Annotated in this window: 19 protein-coding genes; 15 read left to right on the plus strand and 4 right to left on the minus strand. The window is 41.5% G+C overall.

The genetic code is table 11. The features are described 5' to 3' along the window. Positions 1-628 precede the first annotated feature (628 nt). The 3 genes from rho to ACJJIN_RS12135 form a co-directional block, all read right to left on the minus strand. Positions 629-1,567 carry a transcription termination factor Rho gene (gene rho, locus ACJJIN_RS12125; protein ID WP_444894840.1) on the minus strand — a complete coding sequence of 313 codons (939 nt, stop codon included), beginning with the start codon at positions 1,565-1,567 and terminating at the stop codon, positions 629-631. Between the two features lie 307 nt (positions 1,568-1,874). Continuing rightward, positions 1,875-2,228: a hypothetical protein gene (locus ACJJIN_RS12130; protein WP_444894841.1), complete on the minus strand. Its 354-nt coding sequence runs from the start codon at positions 2,226-2,228 to the stop codon at positions 1,875-1,877. Positions 2,229-2,369: 141 nt separating this feature from the next. Next, on the minus strand, positions 2,370-2,528 hold the full coding sequence (locus ACJJIN_RS12135) for a hypothetical protein (protein ID WP_444894842.1): 159 nt from the start codon (positions 2,526-2,528) through the stop codon (positions 2,370-2,372). Positions 2,529-2,769: 241 nt separating this feature from the next. Here ACJJIN_RS12135 and ACJJIN_RS12140 point away from each other — a divergent pair, with 241 nt between their 5' ends. From ACJJIN_RS12140 to ACJJIN_RS12210, 15 genes are all read left to right on the plus strand, one after another. Next, complete coding sequence (locus tag ACJJIN_RS12140; protein ID WP_444894843.1) at positions 2,770-3,105, plus strand: hypothetical protein; 336 nt, start codon at positions 2,770-2,772, stop codon at positions 3,103-3,105. Between the two features lie 416 nt (positions 3,106-3,521). After that, positions 3,522-4,244, plus strand: a complete 723-nt coding sequence (locus ACJJIN_RS12145) for a helix-turn-helix transcriptional regulator (protein WP_444894844.1) — start codon at positions 3,522-3,524, stop codon at positions 4,242-4,244. Between the two features lie 37 nt (positions 4,245-4,281). Continuing rightward, the gene (locus ACJJIN_RS12150; RefSeq protein WP_444894845.1) at positions 4,282-4,602 is read left to right on the plus strand and encodes a hypothetical protein; all 321 of its coding nucleotides are present in this window, start codon (positions 4,282-4,284) and stop codon (positions 4,600-4,602) included. 355 nt (positions 4,603-4,957) lie between these two features. After that, complete coding sequence (locus tag ACJJIN_RS12155; protein WP_444894846.1) at positions 4,958-5,320, plus strand: CC0125/CC1285 family lipoprotein; 363 nt, start codon at positions 4,958-4,960, stop codon at positions 5,318-5,320. 519 nt (positions 5,321-5,839) lie between these two features. Continuing rightward, positions 5,840-6,295 carry a GNAT family N-acetyltransferase gene (locus ACJJIN_RS12160; protein WP_444894847.1) on the plus strand — a complete coding sequence of 152 codons (456 nt, stop codon included), beginning with the start codon at positions 5,840-5,842 and terminating at the stop codon, positions 6,293-6,295. A gap of 675 nt (positions 6,296-6,970) precedes the next feature. Next, on the plus strand, positions 6,971-7,738 hold the full coding sequence (locus ACJJIN_RS12165) for a hypothetical protein (protein WP_444894848.1): 768 nt from the start codon (positions 6,971-6,973) through the stop codon (positions 7,736-7,738). A 457-nt stretch (positions 7,739-8,195) separates the two neighbouring features. Then, on the plus strand, positions 8,196-8,720 hold the full coding sequence (locus tag ACJJIN_RS12170) for a hypothetical protein (protein WP_444894849.1): 525 nt from the start codon (positions 8,196-8,198) through the stop codon (positions 8,718-8,720). 141 nt (positions 8,721-8,861) lie between these two features. Continuing rightward, positions 8,862-9,119 (plus strand): hypothetical protein, encoded by a 258-nt coding sequence (locus tag ACJJIN_RS12175; RefSeq protein WP_444894850.1) that lies wholly within the window; start codon positions 8,862-8,864, stop codon positions 9,117-9,119. 131 nt (positions 9,120-9,250) lie between these two features. Then, entirely contained in the window at positions 9,251-9,709 is a 459-nt protein-coding gene (locus ACJJIN_RS12180; RefSeq protein WP_444894851.1) for a DUF2314 domain-containing protein, read from the plus strand. A gap of 637 nt (positions 9,710-10,346) precedes the next feature. Further along, positions 10,347-11,231, plus strand: a complete 885-nt coding sequence (locus ACJJIN_RS12185) for a TolB-like translocation protein (RefSeq protein WP_444894852.1) — start codon at positions 10,347-10,349, stop codon at positions 11,229-11,231. A 1,065-nt stretch (positions 11,232-12,296) separates the two neighbouring features. After that, on the plus strand, positions 12,297-12,560 hold the full coding sequence (locus ACJJIN_RS12190) for a hypothetical protein (protein WP_444894853.1): 264 nt from the start codon (positions 12,297-12,299) through the stop codon (positions 12,558-12,560). A 70-nt stretch (positions 12,561-12,630) separates the two neighbouring features. Next, positions 12,631-13,035 (plus strand): putative signal transducing protein, encoded by a 405-nt coding sequence (locus tag ACJJIN_RS12195; protein ID WP_444894854.1) that lies wholly within the window; start codon positions 12,631-12,633, stop codon positions 13,033-13,035. A 900-nt stretch (positions 13,036-13,935) separates the two neighbouring features. After that, on the plus strand, positions 13,936-14,607 hold the full coding sequence (locus tag ACJJIN_RS12200) for a DUF6629 family protein (RefSeq protein WP_444894855.1): 672 nt from the start codon (positions 13,936-13,938) through the stop codon (positions 14,605-14,607). A gap of 911 nt (positions 14,608-15,518) precedes the next feature. Continuing rightward, a complete protein-coding gene (locus ACJJIN_RS12205) occupies positions 15,519-16,850 on the plus strand; it encodes an alpha/beta fold hydrolase (protein ID WP_444894856.1) in 1,332 nt (443 codons plus the stop codon). Positions 16,851-16,978: 128 nt separating this feature from the next. Then, positions 16,979-17,362, plus strand: coding sequence for a hypothetical protein (locus ACJJIN_RS12210; RefSeq protein WP_444894857.1), 384 nt, complete (start codon positions 16,979-16,981; stop codon positions 17,360-17,362). A gap of 410 nt (positions 17,363-17,772) precedes the next feature. Here the strand turns inward: ACJJIN_RS12210 and ACJJIN_RS12215 are convergent, their stop codons facing one another. Further along, a complete protein-coding gene (locus tag ACJJIN_RS12215) occupies positions 17,773-17,937 on the minus strand; it encodes a hypothetical protein (protein WP_444894858.1) in 165 nt (54 codons plus the stop codon). Positions 17,938-18,060 lie beyond the last annotated feature (123 nt).

Here is an 18,060-nt window from a genome sequence, read left to right on the forward strand (position 1 = left end):
TGTGAACTGTAGAGTAAGCTCCCTTTCTGGGGGCTCTTACCCTTTGATTTATAGGTAAGATAGATTAAGTTCTGGGAATTGATATGCAGATTTTTGGAAATGCTATTTTGGATAAAAGAGTGGTAATCATGTTATAGAGTATTTTGGGTAGGAGTAGATTAGCAGGGTGTGGCTGAGAGGAAACTCCGGCAATCCCTATCCCGTGTACCCAGCGTTTATCGAGTTGGATGCAAGCTTGCTTTACCGTCTCTACTGATCCCAACAAACCTTTAAAGCGACTTTCTAAGTTCCAACTGAGATAGAGCCAGTGTTTTGCTGAGTTCCCCTGCCGCTCAAGGATAAGAGGCGTCTTTTGAGAAATGGCACTGCACTTTTTGGGGCTAAATGCCGGCCACTCCATTCTAATAACGCCAAATAGTGATCCAGCTGAAAGGGCAACCCTTTCGGCATATTAAGGCCACTTTTCCACTAAGCTCCTCATTGGGCGGTACCCTGTAAAAACACACCAGAGGATTGAGTTGTAAAGCCCTTAACTGAATAACAGCTGTTCTAATAAGGAGTCGGTCGCTAAGTAACTAACTCCAAAAATGCTAAGCGGCTAAATACTACCCTTAAACTTAACTAAAAGTTAATGGTCAAGTAACTCCGCATTAGTCGGGTACTTTTCAAGGAGTTCAATAAGCTTTTTAGTGCCATCTACAGGCTTTAGGCTAGCAAGCGTTCTTCGTAAAGCTCTTATCGTTGTAATATCTTTCGAGTTGAACAGGATTTCTTCACGGCGAGTACTGCTTTTAGCAATATCCAAGGCAGGGAAAATTCGCTGTCTCGCAACTTCCTTTGACAATACTACCTCCATATTTCCCGTACCCTTAAACTCCTCAAATATCACCTGGTCCATTCGGCTTCCGGTACCCACGAGTATCGTTGCTAGAATCGTAAGTGAGCCACCACCTTCAATCTTCCTAGCAGCGCCAAACAGCTTTCTGGGTATCTCCATAGCCCTGGCATCTATCCCGCCAGACATCGTACGCTCCCTACCACTCTGCTGCGCATTATGTACCCGTGAAAGCCTTGTCAACGAGTCAACCACGATCATTACATCCAGGCCTTCACCGGCTTCCTTACAGGCCCTATCATGGAGTTCATTAGCTACTCTCACATGCTCTTCATAGCTATGATCAGAAGAGGACGCATAAACTTCGGCCGGTACACTTCGCTTAAAGTCAGTAACCTCCTCTGGCCTTTCATCAATAAGTAAAGCGTACAGCTTTATTTCGGGGTAAGCCTTCCCCACTGCTTGGCAGATATGTTTCAGGATAGTGGTTTTGCCACAGCCCGGTGGAGCCACAATCAAGCCTCGTTGCCCCTTACCAATTGGCGTAATCAAATCCATCGCCCTTACCGTAAGTTGCTGAGAACCTGACTCAAGGCGAATAGGCTCAGATGGGTTAATAGCTACTCCATTTAAGAACCGTTTCTTTGGATCAGAAGTATCCTCTTGCTTTTTATCAGTCTTCTTAGGCTCCGTATTTCTCTTTACCTTTAAGGATAATATTTTTCTGGACATAACATGCTCTTTATAAATCAATCGAGACCGGGGAGATTATTAATGATTGTCGATGGCTGGACAAAAGATTAGTACTCCCCCAAATTGGATACTATAGCCAGAACTTGCGGCTAAGCGATTACCTTTCCGAACCCCAGGCAGACAAATAGTCCTATTAAAACCCGAGAACACCGATTAACGTCAGCCGTAACCATCGAAACACCGACCAGAAGGTTGAAAAAAACGAAGAATCGTTTCTGATTGAGGGTTCACACCAGGACACCCACAGATTGAAAGATGACACTGGAAATGATACAGGCTTTCCACCTTAACGGCCATTTCTCCTGGTCTGGCTCGGACGAAGTGAAATGCTGAAAAAATATACTTTAGGTTTGAAAATTACGTAACTTTGGCCAAATAGGCCTTTGGATTGCTCACCTGAGGTGGCAGAACGAATACGCTGCTGAATGGAAATGTGATCAGAGTCCAGCGAGGTTTTTTCAATGTCAGCTCGGATAGGATTGAGATCGACATAGACCATGCAGGTAGCCAAGGCTCTTTCATCCAGTAACGCCTTAGACTTAAAATGGTCTTGCCAGGAGATGCCTGTACAGTGATCTTCTATGTTGGCTTGGTGGGCAATAGATTCGTTTAGGCAGCGCATAATCCAGTTGATATCCATTAATCGCTCTTATCCGAGCTTGATCAACTCTTTAAGTTTGTTCTCTTCAGTGCGGTCCAGCGAGGCGATCTGAGTGAAGAGCTGAGCCAAACTAGAAGCTTTGAGGAACTCTTGCCAGCGGAGAATGGCCTCAACATCAGATCAGGTATTGGCCGTTTTAGCATCAATATAGAGCACCACATGATAGTAATTACTCTTTACCGCATAGGCAGTGATATCCAGCGCAAAGATAACCACCAGCTTTTGCATTTCAATCTCAATCCACTGGCGCCGGCGCTCATTATCCCTCCCCTCTTCCACAAAGGAATGCTCTGCTTACACAGCGGGAGACTCAGTGACAGTTTGGAGTCGTATCAAGAGAGATCTGTGAGCGGCGAGGCTGGGTGATGGGGTATGGGCTTAACTGTTGATTTTCGTATTGTGTCAATGGTTATGAAGCCTTAAGCTCTACTTTTGATAGGTGTCAAGAAACGGCCTTCTAAGATAACATTAACCGGCTCCATTTCTGTGGCGACTGAGTAAAACGTTATGTGAAATCGATATGAACAAAATAGAGCTTGCCCGAAAATATATGGACATATTCTATGAAACAAAGGACTTTGATTCATTAGACCTAATACTAAATGAAAAGCTGGACTTTGAAGGGCCATTGTTTAAATGTAAATCGGCCAAAGAATATATAGAATCTCTGAAAAATTCACCTCCAGTTGATGTATCGTATGAGATGGTCGAAGAATTCCACAATCCGAATTCAATATGTTACATATATAAATTCACTAAAAATTGTAGAAGTACATTAATGGCTCAAACATTTCATTTTGAGGTGGGTCGTATTAGCAAAATTCGTCTTGTTTTTAATCCAGAAGAAATTTCATAAACTGGGTAGTCGATGGTTTCTAGCTACCAGCCCTACTCCATCTATCGTACGAGCCCGCAATATGCGGTTCCCTATCCTTAATGAATATCTACCCATTGGATCACATAGCTTCGATGCCCCCAGCCACCTCTCCTCCAAACTAAGTGTTATAAGAAGTTTCTGCTCGTCCGCTCACAGTATTTTGCTGGCGGCTTCCTCCCCACAAGACCTCTCGATGTTGCAGTTGCCATTAGCGAGTAGTTAGCATTTAATAGAGCCCATTAAACGGTGATGCTCCTATATCGGACCGTCATCTTAACCCATCCCCATGCTGGGCGTACCAAGTTAAGGCAGCAAGGGCGCTTTACACCGGGACGTAGTAATCTGCACCCCGACTTAAGACGTCAGGTCCCTAAATCGAGCAGCACCAATAATTCATGCGTAAATCTGATAGACTTTTTCAGCTAACAAATATCCTAAGAGCCCATCAGCCTATTACAGCTAAAGAGCTTTCAGAGCGTCTTTCCGTTTCTGAGAGAACTATTTACAGATATATGGATGACCTCTCTGTATCTGGGGTTCCTGTATATGGAGAAGCCGGAATTGGATATAGGCTTTCTAAAGGGTTTGAATTACCTCCTTTACAATTAACAGAGCAAGAATTAGAAGCTTTGATCTTGGGTGTAAATATGACATCCTCTTGGACAGGACCAACTCTAAGCAAAGCATCTCATTCTTTATTGAGTAAAATTGAAGCTGCTTTGCCAAATAAGACTTTAACTCAGTCAGGTGATCAACGATCAGTAAGATTTCCAGGTGAGCATATCCGATCTATTGATTTTGATTATTGGGATGAAATCCATCAGCTCATACACGAAAAACGGTGGGTACAACTTTGCTACAAATCATTATCAGGCAAAACAACTGACAGAATAGTTTTCCCTCTTGGTCTATTTTTCTGGGGAGGAAGATGGACTCTTGGCAGCTGGTGCAGTCTAAAGAGTGAATATCGTGATTTCAGACTTGACCACATAGACACTCTGAAATCTGCGGCTGCCCCGACACAGCTTCCTGTCAATGTTTCCTTGAAGAACTACATAAAATATCAAAAAAGTCAGTCTTCAGATGAAACTCCTGACACAACGCTGTCAGTAGGGTAGATGGATAATTGCATCTCCAAAAACAACGGAGATAAGTATGATTTTCAAAAATAATACATCTGAATTCTTAGGTTTTGAGTTTGCTGTATTCCAGCTCAAAGACGGTGTTACAGAGGAGCAACTTTTAGCTCTTTCCAAGGAGGTAGATGATAAGTTTCTATCAAACGAAAAAGAGATTTTATCTCACTTCCTACTTAAGGGCAAAGATGGAAAGTATGCAGATGTTGCTATTGCTACTACTCAAGTAAAAGCAGAAGAAGTATGCCAGCTCTGGCTTCATAATGATGTTACTCAAAAATATTTAGAGCTTCTTGACCAAGAGTCAGTAGACATGTCTTTCTGGTCGAGAATCAGCTGAAACAAGGATCTAAATCGGATAACCGGTAGTTTCTAGCTACCGGCCCCCACACAACCCATCATAAAGATCTACAACTAGCGGCTCCCTATACGGAATGAGATTCTACCCAACGATAGCGTCGAGCAGCTCTTTGTTTGAGGCGAGGAATCATTCTTTAGTAGGCAAAAATCAATTTGATCTATGCTGGGACATTCGAGAGTGAAAACAGGCAAAATGTGAGGTGTCTTAATACATTGAAATTTTCTACAATAGATCTCATAGGCACTCTGCATTGGGTTATGTAATTCCAGCAGGGTATGAGCGTAAATATGCATAGCTAGAGTTTCTACTTTTTGCAGGCAAGACTAGGTACCGAATGAATATGCTAAAAAAAATTCTTATTCCTCTTTTTGTTCTGGTACTTCCAGCATGTTCAACACCATACCAGCCTTATGGATTTGGTGGTGGCTACAAGGAGGAAAAGGTATCAGATGGAAAATACAAGCTACTTTTTAGTGGAAACGGCTTAACCTCTAATGAGCAAGTTAAAGAGCTATGGCATCGTAGGGCATCAGAACTTTGTCCAAACGGTTACTCTCAAAGCGATATGAACGATGAGCCTTTTAGTGGTTTCAGTATGGTTTATACAGGTGGCGTATTTGTACCAATTGGTGACCAATTCCCAGAGCTTGTAGGAATAGTAACCTGCCTTCAATCCAATCCTACGTCAGATAGCTGATAGTTTCTAGCTACCGGCTCCCACACCGCCCATCATACTAGTCTGTAATGGGCGGTTACACATCCGTAGTGAATTTCTACTCAACGACCACCTAACGAATCACGTGGCCATGCTGATAGCATCATTGCAACAGGTTAAGCAGATCTCTACTCATGGAGCGTGGACTTCCACTAAAAAAATGTATCACTTACTGTACTCATTAGATCACCCTGCTAGGGCTTAATTGATGTTTCTGCTCGTCAGCTATTACGACTACCTGCCCACAAGATCTCGCGGTGTTGCAGTTGCCATTCGCTAGTAGTTAGCATTTAATGTAGCCCATTGAACGACGACCTTCTTACAGAGGGCTTTCATTTCATATAGGGCATGCCCATGCAGAATGTGCCAAGCACCGGAAATTTGATATTTACTCCAACGCTTGTTTTCTGTTCACTGCGCTTATAATGCAAAACAATCTACTCCGTGGATGCTGTTGCAGTAAAAGTTAGTGTGCCCACAAAATTTTAGGCTAAGCTTAATATGATAATAAAACTTGACAATTTAAACGAAGAAGTAGCAGATCAGATTTTCACAATATTTCAACGCTCCTATAAGGTTGAAGCTCAATTGATAGGTGTTACTAACTTTCCTCCACTATCGCGTAGTGCTCAAGATATAAAGAATTCTAAATCGCGGTTTTATGGATTTATTGACAATGAATGTCTAGCCGCAACTATCGAGATTGCTATAGAAGATAGGCGATTAGAAATTAATAGTTTAACTGTTCACCCAGATTATTTTAGGAAAGGAATAGCAGGTAAATTGCTAAGCTACATTCTAGATAAATTTGAATTTATAGAAGCAATTGTAGAAACAGCTGATGTAAATGAGCCCGCAATTAATTTATATAAAAAGTATGGTTTTGTTGAGTTTAAACGATGGATTCCGTCTCATGGCATTAAAAAGGTGGCATTATCATTAAAAAATGCGCTCTAAAACGAGTAGCCGGTAGTTTCTAGCTGCCTGCTACCCACCCCATCCATCACAGGGTCCGCAATGGGTGGCTCACTACTCTCAATGAATTTCTACCCGGCGACAGCCTCAAGCAGGCCTTAACCATGTCCAGGGTAATAATCTCAGCAATAGGCTATCAGGCCATCAGCCAACTTCTGATTAATCACCTTGATCATAACTGACCTAGGCGCTGTTATGTTCCAGCACTTTTTTTATCCCTTCGATGGTGGATAGTGGGTTGGGCCTATTTATGTAATCAGCAGTGACAACTTAATTGCAACAAGCTAAGCATAACTTCCTAGATAAGAGCGTGAACTTTCACTACACAACTACATCATTTACTCTACCCATTTTATCACTTGGCTTCGCTGTCTTTGGCCACCTCGCCTCATGGCTAAGCTCTGTATGACATTCTCTTTCGTCACTTCATAACTTTGCTAGAGACTTCCTTCCCATAAGACCTCACGGTGTTTCAGTTGCCATTCGCTAGTAGTTGGCATTTAATACCCTCCTTAAATGGTGATCTTTCTACAACGGACTTTCACCTCATTAGTCCGTACCCATACGGCAGTACCAAGACAGCATACTGTGTGCCCTCGGCCCCGGACAGCTTACGCTTTGCTACGGGTTACTCAGGCGTTAAATGCTAAGGAAACTATGAATATTACATTACGCTCAACCGGGTTATTTGGAATTCTATTTTTTGGAATTCTATTCTCTATTACATTCTTGTCGCCTGAGAGCATAGAAGAATCAGCAAAAGGATTTGTAAAATACCAAATAGAGAAGGAGGTTCGAGAAAAACAGCATCTTGTAAGCGAATCTACAGTTGCAAATCAAGCGCTGAGCATTGCCAATAGACTTGGACTGGAATCGGAAAAAATTAAAGAAGACTTAGATAACAATCTACCGCAAAAAATAGCAAGTGTAATTGCCTCTATGTGTGGTTATGACTGTGAAAGACAAAAGGCTTTGGCTCAGTCTATCACAGCAGGCTACCTCGATCGCCTTAAGAGCATTAAAGTTGCGCAACATACACTCGGCGATCTTATTAAGGGAAAGTACCTTGAGATAGTGGGAAATTTAAAACTTGACCTTCGTATATTCCTTGGGTCAAATTTTCTAATGTTTCTTATCCTCTTGGCCGTATCTTTCGCCAAACCAAAAGCAATAGCTCACTTGTTCTTACCTGCAGTGCTTTTGTTCGTTGCTACCATCATATCTTCCGCCATATACACATATGGTCAAGATTGGTTTTATACCATCTTATACAATGACTATATGGGTTTTGGATACCTGGCCTATATCTCAGTCATTTTTGGCTTGCTGGTTGACATCGCGCTTAATAAGGCACGAGTGACAACTGAGCTAATAAATGGTATAGCAAATGCCTTGGGTTCGGCGCTTTCGGTACTTCCGTGCTAAAAATGTATTGAAATCGGGCAGCCGGCAGTTTCTAGCTTCTGGCTACCCACTATCTATCGTTTGGTTCTATAGTGTGCGATTCTCTATCCACAAAACATTCCGACTCGCAGACAATTATCTGTTTTGGGATAAACAGGCATCCCCCCGAGTAAACCATGCATCCATGCGTTTATCCAAGCTATAACAGACTAAACGTTTGAAATAGCTTTCAGGATTTATGATTTAGGTAGAACTAGAGATTATATACCTAATCTACTTGAAGGCTTATAAAAGCCTGAAAAGCTTTTATATTACCGAGTGTTTAGGGGCCGCTCATGTACAAAGAATAGTAGTCAAGTCGCTGATAATTACACTTAACACCATCGTCACAAGTTAGATTTAACTTACTGATTTTTAATGGTTTTTTAGTGCTTTTATGATAGATTGATCCCTGAATAGTTTAAAGCGGTAGTAAAATATGAAAAGTAAATTTTTGCTTTGTGGTTTAGCTGTTTTAGCTTTGCCTTTTGTTTTTCATCAGAAAGTAATTGAATTTACCTTTGTAAACCCATATGCAGAGTGGGCTGAAGTAATTGATTCTGAAGGCCTTCAAGTTGGTCACCCTCTAGATCAGAAGCACCTTGATATTGCGAAAGAGATAGGCATTAAGAACCCTGAAAAAATAAGACTGGTTTATGTGGATGAAGTGCCATTTCCACGTGAGAATTCACTTCTAAAGTTTATTGGTGAGACGGCCGGACTTATAGGCGACGGAGTTGTGAATAATGCACAAGTATTTGGTTATTCTATATACATAAGAAAGGGATTCCAGATGGATACTCCGAAGTTGGCACATGAGCTTGTTCATGTTTTACAAGTAGAGCGAGCTAGCTTTAAGGACGTCCTCTCTGGTCATTTGTTAGGTGTGTTAGAGCATGGGTATGAGGATTCCCCTATTGAAGCCGAAGCATTTAAAGCAAATGTTAAATACAGAGAATACTAGTAAGAAATTATAGCAAATGAATCCAGTGGATGCTTTGAGTCCACTATATTTTGGGCGGGAATTTCTAGCGTAGCCATAACTACGCTGCCGCCCAATGAGCCGCTTAGCAATGCATTTTACATATCAACAAGGAAGATAGTTATGGATGATTTAATTGGGGAGATAGGCAAGGGATTTCTCCGAGGTATAGGATATATCTTAGCGGAAATATTCTTCAGCACCATCTGCTACAGGATTGGCTGGCCCATCTGTAAACTAATCACTCTCGGCCGCTACCCTTCACCAAAACAAACTGTCTATCTAGATAGTTATAACGGCAATAGTCACGGTTTTTGGTGTAGTGCCACCGGCCTTGTTGCAATAGTTATAGCGGGCTTATTTGCTGCCAGACAGTTTTAATATGTACAGAATATATAACAAACAATAGCTCGTACACTCTGTAGAAACACTGAGTTGGACTGCCTACGTACTATTTCTCCCTGCTTTGGTCGCTGATATACTGGGCGTTAGCGGGCAAGGAAAAATCGAGAATGACCGAACCGTTATTCAGAAACACGCATAATCAAGATCAAGAAATGCTTAAGGCATCCGCTCAAGCATCGAACACTATTGGTGATTTCATCAATCTTGTGAAATCCGGCCCTAAAGCCATTTACGCAGCAAAGCTAAGGTTTAGAGATCCGGATTTATCTGAAAAGCTTGGAGAAGATCGGTTTCTATACCTCTGGTTGTCAGATGTATATTTCCATGTCGAAGAAAACTTCCTTTCAGGAGTATTCTTCGATGTCCCAGAAGAGCTTAGAAAGTGGCATCAAGTAGGTGAGCGACTTGGTTTCGATCCAGAGGATTTATTTGATTGGATGGTGATTGAAAACGGGCATGCAATAGGCGCTTACACCTTGCGGGTAACAAGAGAACAGCTTGGTTCGGAAAAAGAAAAACAGGAATATGACTCATATATTGGAATTTCATCATATGAGCCAATTTAGAAGGCAAGTGCCTAACTAGCGAATGCTGTTCGTTGCTATCGCGATCAGACAGGTTACGTCACACGCCAGCCACAGCAAATTCTAACTTCATTCGACCACCCAGCAGTGAATCGTTAAACAACTAACGATTTTCGCACACCTCCAAGCCATATTCGCTCAACGATTTCTAAGGACCTGATTTTTTTAGCTGGTGATCAATTTACACTGATATGGCAGAGTTGAGTTTGGTGTGTTTAAAGCTTCGTGCTGGCGCTGCAACATCCTTAGTGGGTACTCTCGGCACAGCAGCGAGAGGCGACCTTATACCCTTGATGGAGGCACTATGCGATGCTCCAGACTAAAGATTTCAGTCCAGTAAGCGCTTCCATCTAGTATCCTTCTTTCAAGGACAGCTGGTTGGTACGGATTCCCGTGATCTTCCTGCCCTAGATATTTGAAAGCTGACCAGTCTACAGTGGCCAGCTGCCGGTCTTTACTTTTGCCAAGTGTGTTGGTTTTTGTGCACTTTAGGTTTAAAAGTTTGGTGCCGTCAGCTCAAAATCATTTAAAAATCATAAGTACTTCAGTTGTTTTCATGTCGAACTGATTAAATTGCCCGCTGTTCATTTATTCGTTGATGTAAAAACAAGGGCAAGCTGTGAAGCATTTTTGTAGTTCTATCATACTCCTGATCTCTCTTCTTGCGGTGAGTAGCCACGGTTGTAGCCAAGAAGCACTTCCCCTGCTGGAAGGCCCCTACCTTGGGCAAACACCACCGGGACTAACACCCAAAATATTCGCGCCGGGCTATGTCGCAACCCGGCATCGTGACTATAGCGGCTCTTTCACACCAGATATGACCGAGTTTTACTTTAGCCGAATGGATGTCGACACTGAAAAGTGGTTGCTCATTCGTTTCAAGCAGATAGGTAACCAGTGGCACGAATCCGTTGTTGGCCCAAGGGTCGGCCGCCCTCTACTTGCCCCGGATGGCAAAACCATGCACTTGGGGAACAAGTACATGGTGCGTACCGAATCAGGCTGGTCAGATATTAAAAGTATGGGGACGATGTTCGACCGCAAAGATTGGGGCATCATGCGTCTGACGTCATCAGCTGATGGCACCATAGTGTTTGACGACTACAAAAGCAATGACGTGCTACGTATATCAACCGTTAGCAACGGCAAGCGGCGGCCACCTGTACTGCTGGGGCCGCATATCAACTCTGGCAAGTGGACAGCGCACCCCTTCATTGCCGCCGATGGCTCTTACCTTATCTGGGACAGCGAAAAAGACGACGGTTACGGCGATAAAGATCTCTACATCAGTTTCCGCCAACAAGATGGTTCCTGGGGTAAGGCAATAAACTTGGGAGATACCATAAACACCGCCGGCAATGAGGCCAGCGCGTATGTGTCACCAGACGGTAAGTATCTGTTCTTCAATCACAACCCCATTAAGAGAGAAGACGGTGTCGATCCTGAGGGTGATATCTATTGGGTAGATGCGCAAATCATCGAAAAACACAGACCCAAATTCTAATCCGCGCAATACAAAGATACAGCCAGCCTAAATCGGGTAGCCGATAGTTTCAAACTACCGGCTCCAACACTACTCTCTTATGAGTCAGCGGCCACACTGATAGCTTTATAGTAGCTCGCTATATAAGAATATGAACTTTCATAATACAACCTCCGCATTCACGATCATGTAGTTTTGGTGTCCCTGACGACCTCACCTACAGGTCAAGCCTTATATCGTTTTCTGTTCGTCAACTCGTTACTTTTGTAGGGCGTCTTTCCCCCAGAATCTCGCCGTCTTTTGGTTGCCATTCTTTAGTAGTTGGCATTTAATGGAAGTCATAAACGGCGGTCGTGCTAAAGGGGCTTTCATTCCCGTAATCCAAGCTCAGCCAGAGGAAATTCCACTTCTCTGCGGCCACTGCTGGCGGGTATTATTCCGTTCTGCGCAGTATCCGATTTTGAAGAGAAGATATTGCTTACTAGTTACCGTTGTATTGCTGATTACTGGTGTTAGATAGGCTTCTTTGGGGTGATGCCGAATGTGATGATCAAGAACCAAAGTGGAATATAGGTAGACTCGGCAGTTGTTCAGCTTCCAAGCAATAGACTTAGGTTTGGTGCTGTAGCACCAGATGAGTCCCGGACAATTTACCGGTCATTGAGCAAAATAATGGAAGCAACAAATACACAATTGCTTTGAACTCTGGTGTGGATTTGTCTAGGGAATTTGGTTACTTCACTGCGAGTGAGTTTTTTATCAACTTCGTAATTGTTGTTGGGGTGGCAAACGATGTGTCCTGTTCAAGCTGAGCGGCATTACAATCAAATGAACCAGGCATTCGTTGCTACGGTCCTTACGGTGGCAGGTGCGATAAAGCTCTGGAGCCGCTGCACTTGTCCATTATATAGACACTATGCTTCATCATAATTGGAACTAATTTTTATGCTCTTTAAGGGATCGTGTAAATGTAACCGTTGGCATATTGAAGTTCAGTTAGCAAAGCCGCTTGAAGCTTTGAATCCGCGCATTTGCGATTGCAGTTATTGCCAAGCCAATCCTTCCCCAATTATAAGTGACCCAACTATGTCTGCGGTTTTCATTGGCGATGGAATTTCAACTAATCAAAATGGAGATCAGCTTGCAGTTTTCTACCATTGCAAAGGTTGTAATCAACTGCTAGCCGTAGGCTGCAATATAAATAGCCAGCTTCGTGGAGCAGTAAATCTCAACTTAATGAAAGGTGTAGATCAACTTGGCGACCCTATTCAAGTTCAGCCGAGGCTATTGAGCGCTGATCAAAAGCTAGAACGCTGGGGTAAGTTGTGGGGTTTCCTTAGTGGGCTATAAAAACATAACACGTCTAAGTTTTCAGACACTTCGTCCCGCAGCTCAAGACGTTAAGCGCTAAGGTGATCACTTGCTAGTAACCGTTGCTAGATTCTCATTTCCATATGAAGCGCAGATTGCAAAAGCACGACTTGAATCTGAAGGAATACACGCTTTCATTGCAGATGAGCACACAGTCAATATGCAGTGGCTATATTCTAATGCTATGGGTGGAGTAAGGCTTCAAGTGTCGGAAAGAGACCTTGATGAAGCCAATGAAATACTAAATCAAGACCGTTCCAATCTTGTAGACCAAGAATTAGGGCATGATGAAGAAAGAGTATGCGAGTCCTGCTCATCACGAAATGTCGAGCCGTTTACCAAGGGGAAAAAGCCCGCATTTTTGGTTTTCCTACTTTTAGGGATGCCTTTATTTTTCTATCAACATGGAGTTAAGTGCAAGGACTGCGGCCACTTCCAAAAGCTTGATAATTAGCGATCATAAAATATTGCCCCTTTAATGTTGAACATGGCGCCAATACCCCCACCCATACTCTTTGTTAAAAGCCTATTGATTTGAATATGAGTTTTAGACTAAACAAATAAGGTATATCCATTCACCAAGCTGCTGGATTAAACCTTAATTGCCTCATTTACAATCACCGCGAACAAGACAACGCCATTTTAAACACCCCAATCATCTTATATGGCCAATCATCTGGAAAAATAGGGTTCAAATGGATGTGATTTCCAGCCCTAACCGCAATGTCCAAAGTGAGTCGTAAAGTATGGCAAGGATACCGAGGGCTATGGAATTGAAAACCTATGACTGTCAGTTCTCGTTTACGGTAGATAGGCTTATTTGTGACGCGGACATCTGAAATCTAAGATGTCTTGAGTAAAAGGCAATTACTCTGGTATCAACGATTTAATAGCGCTCTATGATAAATGTGCTCATCGTAAATGACCGGTGAGTATCGCTAGGATTAATACCCCCCAATGTATTTAATTTAACGGACGTATTAAGACTGTTAAGCGTAAAAGCTAACCCCACACCCATGAGGCAAAACTGAGATCCACTTTGATTAATGGAATAGATAATGCAACCACCACAGTATCATTACACTGACTTGTTTAACCCCCTCGCATAGACTCTACTTATATAGGTATCGAGTTAAATAAGCAAGCTCAATATAGCTTTATCAGTCTTTTCAGCTTAACTCATAAGATGAATTGAAAACGTTGAAGTAGACCTAGTCATCACAGACTAATTCATAAGCTTAGTACAAAATAGCAAAATCAACTGATTTTCTACGCTAAGGATATTGTTATGTTGCATATCAAATTATATGGCTTTGGCTTAAGTTAGAATATCTTACATATAGAGAAAATCATTATGTGTTTTTCAGCCACGGCATCGTTCGGATCAGCAGCTCTGCTTATTGTCGGCGGTGCTTTGTGTACAACACATGCGATTAAAAATGACAAAACTTATTTATTACTCGCAATTACTCCTCTCCTTTTTGCGCTACAGCAAGCGATTGAAGGAGTAGTATGGATTGGATACAACGAAAATTTTATTTCACTAACGACAAAAGCTTCTATTTTATATTTGTTTTTTGCCTTATTTTTCTGGCTCACTTGGATACCAATCGTTGCCTTTAGCCTTGAGACAAAAAAATGGAAAAGAATTTTCTTTATTATGTTAATAATCGTAGGTTTTACTTTTGGCTTATATCTTTGGATACCTATCCTGTTAGAAACAGGACCAAGACACTTGATAAAAACAAGCGTATGCGGCCATAGCTTATGCTATATCACATCCGATTACAGTTTATTCGCCATTACAACTGGACATATTATTTATTCTTTACTTGGATTTTTATTTTTATTGTCGAGCAATCGAATTTTTATAAAATTTTGGGCACTTGTTATGCTTCTAGGTGTTATCGTTTATTTCACTCAACGCGAAACATGGGTATCAACCTGGTGCTTCTTTGCTGCGATATCCACATTATGGATTTATTTTTTATTAAAAAATGATTATAAAGAAAAGATAAATAAATAGACTTTATAGTGGTAGCAACAAAGATAATTAGGACCTCAACATTAAGGACAATATTAAAAACAGTTATTTTATGAGCCAAGGTTCCTTAGAGAGTTACTCTTATCCAAGCTCAAACGAACCAACAATAAAAGACATGCTCAAACGTGACAGTAACTAGAGGCCTATGATCAGCTATAAGCCACCTAAACATCACTACTATTTTTGTATTTGGTATGGATTTTGATTTACCTAAATATCTGGTACCTACCCTGAATTAGTCCATCAACACTCAGCTGAAATTTGCCCTAGTTATGAAATAGACAGACCTAACTTCGTTTACCATAGTACCTTTAATCGGTTGTATCGAAATGGTTTCGTGTTTGAGGCCAGAACTAGCGGTGTAAACATTTATGGTATCGTCAAATAAAACTCAAAACATCTTTGGGAAAGTTGGCCTCAATTGGTAGAGACAGATTTGCCAGCTATATAATTTCAAAAGCTAAACAACAACTCCACCGGAAAAATCCAGCATTACCCTTTCCCATAAATTCCACCAAACAGTTTGTTCCATGATCCGGTCGGTGAACCTTATCCACAAACACTACTGTGAAAACCACTACTTCAATGAATTTTACGAGAGTACCGAGTACTTTTGTACGACCAATTCAAAATAAGCTCAAGTACACATTAGCTAGGAAGACATAAAAACATCCCTGTAACATATCTTCTACATCAACGAATATTCTAGATTTATCGTAAAATTCAAGCGATTTCCAGAGAAATAAGTAGTACAAATGATTGAAATACATATGTTTTAAAGGGGTAATTGAGCTATTTGCCCGCATAAGGCTTTGAATAGCATTAAAATATATGTATAAAATACAAGCAGGGCGTTATCCTTCAACAATATAAGAAGCAAAGAGTAAATAATAATGAAAAGAAGGAGCTTTCTTAACCTTTCATTTGGGCTGGCAGCATTACTGCAATCGAAGCTCACTGCAGCATTAGCTGAATCGCAAAGTTCGTTTAACTTTTTCAATTCACCGAATTTCGTAAATGTAAATGGAATTAAGTTGGCGTACTATGAGAAGGGAGAAGGGGTTCCTGTAGTATTTTGTCATGGATTTCCAGAGCTGGCTTTTACCTGGAGGCATCAAATTGAGACTCTCTCGATAAATGGATATAGGAAGCCTCTGAATAACTCCGTGATACCTCTGGCATGCAGAGCGGTTCACAATCAAGGCGCGGCTTCGCAGGAATGTCTAGACCTTTCAAGAAGTCGCAACGCGGAGTGTGAATCGCTATGCAAGCCCCTAAGGGCGGGCCTTGAAGGCCACAGCTGCTGCGTTGCAGCTCTTGCAAAGGGCTACGGCCATTCACGGCGAGCTGCGCCTAACATCTGCAGCCTTCAAGACCCGCAGAGGCATTACGGAGTTATTCAGAGGCTCCATAGATCAATTGCACCAGATTTGCGCGGATATGGCCTTACTCAAAGTCCTAACAATATTGAGGATTATACCGCACCTAAAATCTGTGATGATTTAGTTGGTCTCTTAGATCATTTAGATTTAGATAAGGCTATTTTTTGTGGTCATGATTGGGGTGGTTTTATTGTACAGTCAATGTCATTTTTGTATCCGGAGCGTTGTTTAGGAGTTATTAATATTGGTGCACCACATGCATTTCGTCCAGAATACGCAGACGAACTCCCTTCTGAAACTGTACCAGTAATAGATAAGGTGGCCTTCAATCAATTCTTGCAAACACCTTTAACTCCTGAAAAACTTCTAAATGAGAATGTTGAAAAATTGTTTACAACATTTATGCGAAGTAAATTCTTTCATGCTTCATATTTAAAGAGCTTTTCAACTAGCTCGGCTGAAAGAAAAATGGATTTACCTAAGATTCTCAAAAAAGAAACCCTCCCAGGCAAACTGTTTCTAAGCAATGAAGAGCTTGAATTCTATGTTCGCACCTTCCAAAAAAGTGGGTTCAATGGGAGTATCAACTGGTATAGAGCTATGGAGCTTTCATGGCACGAACTCAGCAAGAAAGGTGAATCCTATGAGGTTGAGTTCCCATATCTTTACCTGTGGCCAAATGAAGACCCAATTAATCAGCTAGGTCTCAGTGTTAACATGGAGTCATTCATACACAAATTAGAAAGTGTGGAACTTAAGGATTGCGGCCATTTCCCTTCGGAAGAAAACCCCGAAAAGTTAAGTGCTGAGATTTTAGTGTGGCTACAAAAAACCTTTCCATGATAAATATAACATTGCGCTGCAAGCTTACAGCTAGACTTTATGTACGGTTGCTGCGTTTCCATTATCGCGTATATAACATCAGATTCTCCCTCGGCTAAACATTACGGTAGTTGAAAATAGTGTATAGATTGATCGCATTAAGTAACTTATTTCTTGTAAATTTTGCATGGTCAGACTGGCCGTTTTTAGCTGAGGAAATTATCTCTATAGAGTTACATAAAAAACTAAATTCAGGGCAATATAATTTATTCGAATGTGACTCATCTAACTCCACCGGAAAATTAATTGTAAAAGCTAACAGCCACAGAAAACACTATTCATTCTGTATCGAAAGAAAACGTAAGGAAAGAAAGGCAACTCTATCCATAACAAAGGAGAGCTATGAAATCTGTTTATGGCAAGAAACTGGCCACTGTTTCCCTGATGGTATGTGTGAGAGCATTGCAATACTCAGTGACTGCGCCGTAGTTAGTCTATCTAAAGTCAATGAGCTTATAGCAAAAATCGACTAACAACTGACCATTGTTACTTGTTAATCTTTTAGTTTCATTTTATGGTCAACCTCCTTTTTTTGGGTATTTGGATCGGTCTTATATGGTTGTGTATCAATTTAACCATCCGCTAGAGGTGGTCCTTTGGCATTATACTGATATCGAAGCGCTAATTTATCAAAGTTATTAGCTTACAAATACCTTTATGATTTTCTAATCTAAACACCGATGGCTCCGGTTTGATATCCGACCAAGGCGAATGGTTTTAGTTGCATCTAGTTTGGCTGAGGTGCCCTGGGAATTCGGTGAGTCTTCTTACTTAGAATGGGCTGTAAGTAGTAATAAACTAACCACCCTTGTCTACACACAGATAAACTCTACTTCAAATATCCCTATAGATTCAATTAGTACACTTTTCAGGTAAAGAGGTCTTAGTTTTTTAATGAGCCGATAATACCACCCTCATCTACAGTACCACTTAGGAAATATTCTTCCGGCCTCACATAAATATCAACGAAGTTGCTGTTGTTATCCTTGCCGATATTGATCTTTCGAGGCTCTTTAAGATAGCCTACATACTCTGGTTCGTGGTCCACATAGATACACGATTTATGTCTATAGACAGCTTATTACGTTCGTACTTGTTAGAACTCTCTACAACTCGGTGTTGTAACAAGCTGCGGCAACCAAGGCCACAAGTAGCCACCGATAATGGACCT

It is taken from the genome of Microbulbifer maximicatervae (SeqCode) (assembly GCF_052467505.1).

Excerpts from the sequence above, each read along its gene's own strand:
- rho (WP_444894840.1), bottom strand. The coding sequence starts at position 1,567 with ATGTCCAGAAAAATATTATCCTTAAAGGTAAAGAGAAATACGGAGCCT.
- ACJJIN_RS12130 (WP_444894841.1), bottom strand. The coding sequence starts at position 2,228 with ATGGATATCAACTGGATTATGCGCTGCCTAAACGAATCTATTGCCCAC.
- ACJJIN_RS12140 (WP_444894843.1), top strand. The coding sequence starts at position 2,770 with ATGAACAAAATAGAGCTTGCCCGAAAATATATGGACATATTCTATGAA.
- ACJJIN_RS12145 (WP_444894844.1), top strand. The coding sequence starts at position 3,522 with ATGCGTAAATCTGATAGACTTTTTCAGCTAACAAATATCCTAAGAGCC.
- ACJJIN_RS12150 (WP_444894845.1), top strand. The coding sequence starts at position 4,282 with ATGATTTTCAAAAATAATACATCTGAATTCTTAGGTTTTGAGTTTGCT.
- ACJJIN_RS12155 (WP_444894846.1), top strand. The coding sequence starts at position 4,958 with ATGAATATGCTAAAAAAAATTCTTATTCCTCTTTTTGTTCTGGTACTT.
- ACJJIN_RS12160 (WP_444894847.1), top strand. The coding sequence starts at position 5,840 with ATGATAATAAAACTTGACAATTTAAACGAAGAAGTAGCAGATCAGATT.
- ACJJIN_RS12165 (WP_444894848.1), top strand. The coding sequence starts at position 6,971 with ATGAATATTACATTACGCTCAACCGGGTTATTTGGAATTCTATTTTTT.
- ACJJIN_RS12170 (WP_444894849.1), top strand. The coding sequence starts at position 8,196 with ATGAAAAGTAAATTTTTGCTTTGTGGTTTAGCTGTTTTAGCTTTGCCT.
- ACJJIN_RS12175 (WP_444894850.1), top strand. The coding sequence starts at position 8,862 with ATGGATGATTTAATTGGGGAGATAGGCAAGGGATTTCTCCGAGGTATA.
- ACJJIN_RS12180 (WP_444894851.1), top strand. The coding sequence starts at position 9,251 with ATGACCGAACCGTTATTCAGAAACACGCATAATCAAGATCAAGAAATG.
- ACJJIN_RS12190 (WP_444894853.1), top strand. The coding sequence starts at position 12,297 with ATGTCTGCGGTTTTCATTGGCGATGGAATTTCAACTAATCAAAATGGA.
- ACJJIN_RS12200 (WP_444894855.1), top strand. The coding sequence starts at position 13,936 with ATGTGTTTTTCAGCCACGGCATCGTTCGGATCAGCAGCTCTGCTTATT.
- ACJJIN_RS12205 (WP_444894856.1), top strand. The coding sequence starts at position 15,519 with ATGAAAAGAAGGAGCTTTCTTAACCTTTCATTTGGGCTGGCAGCATTA.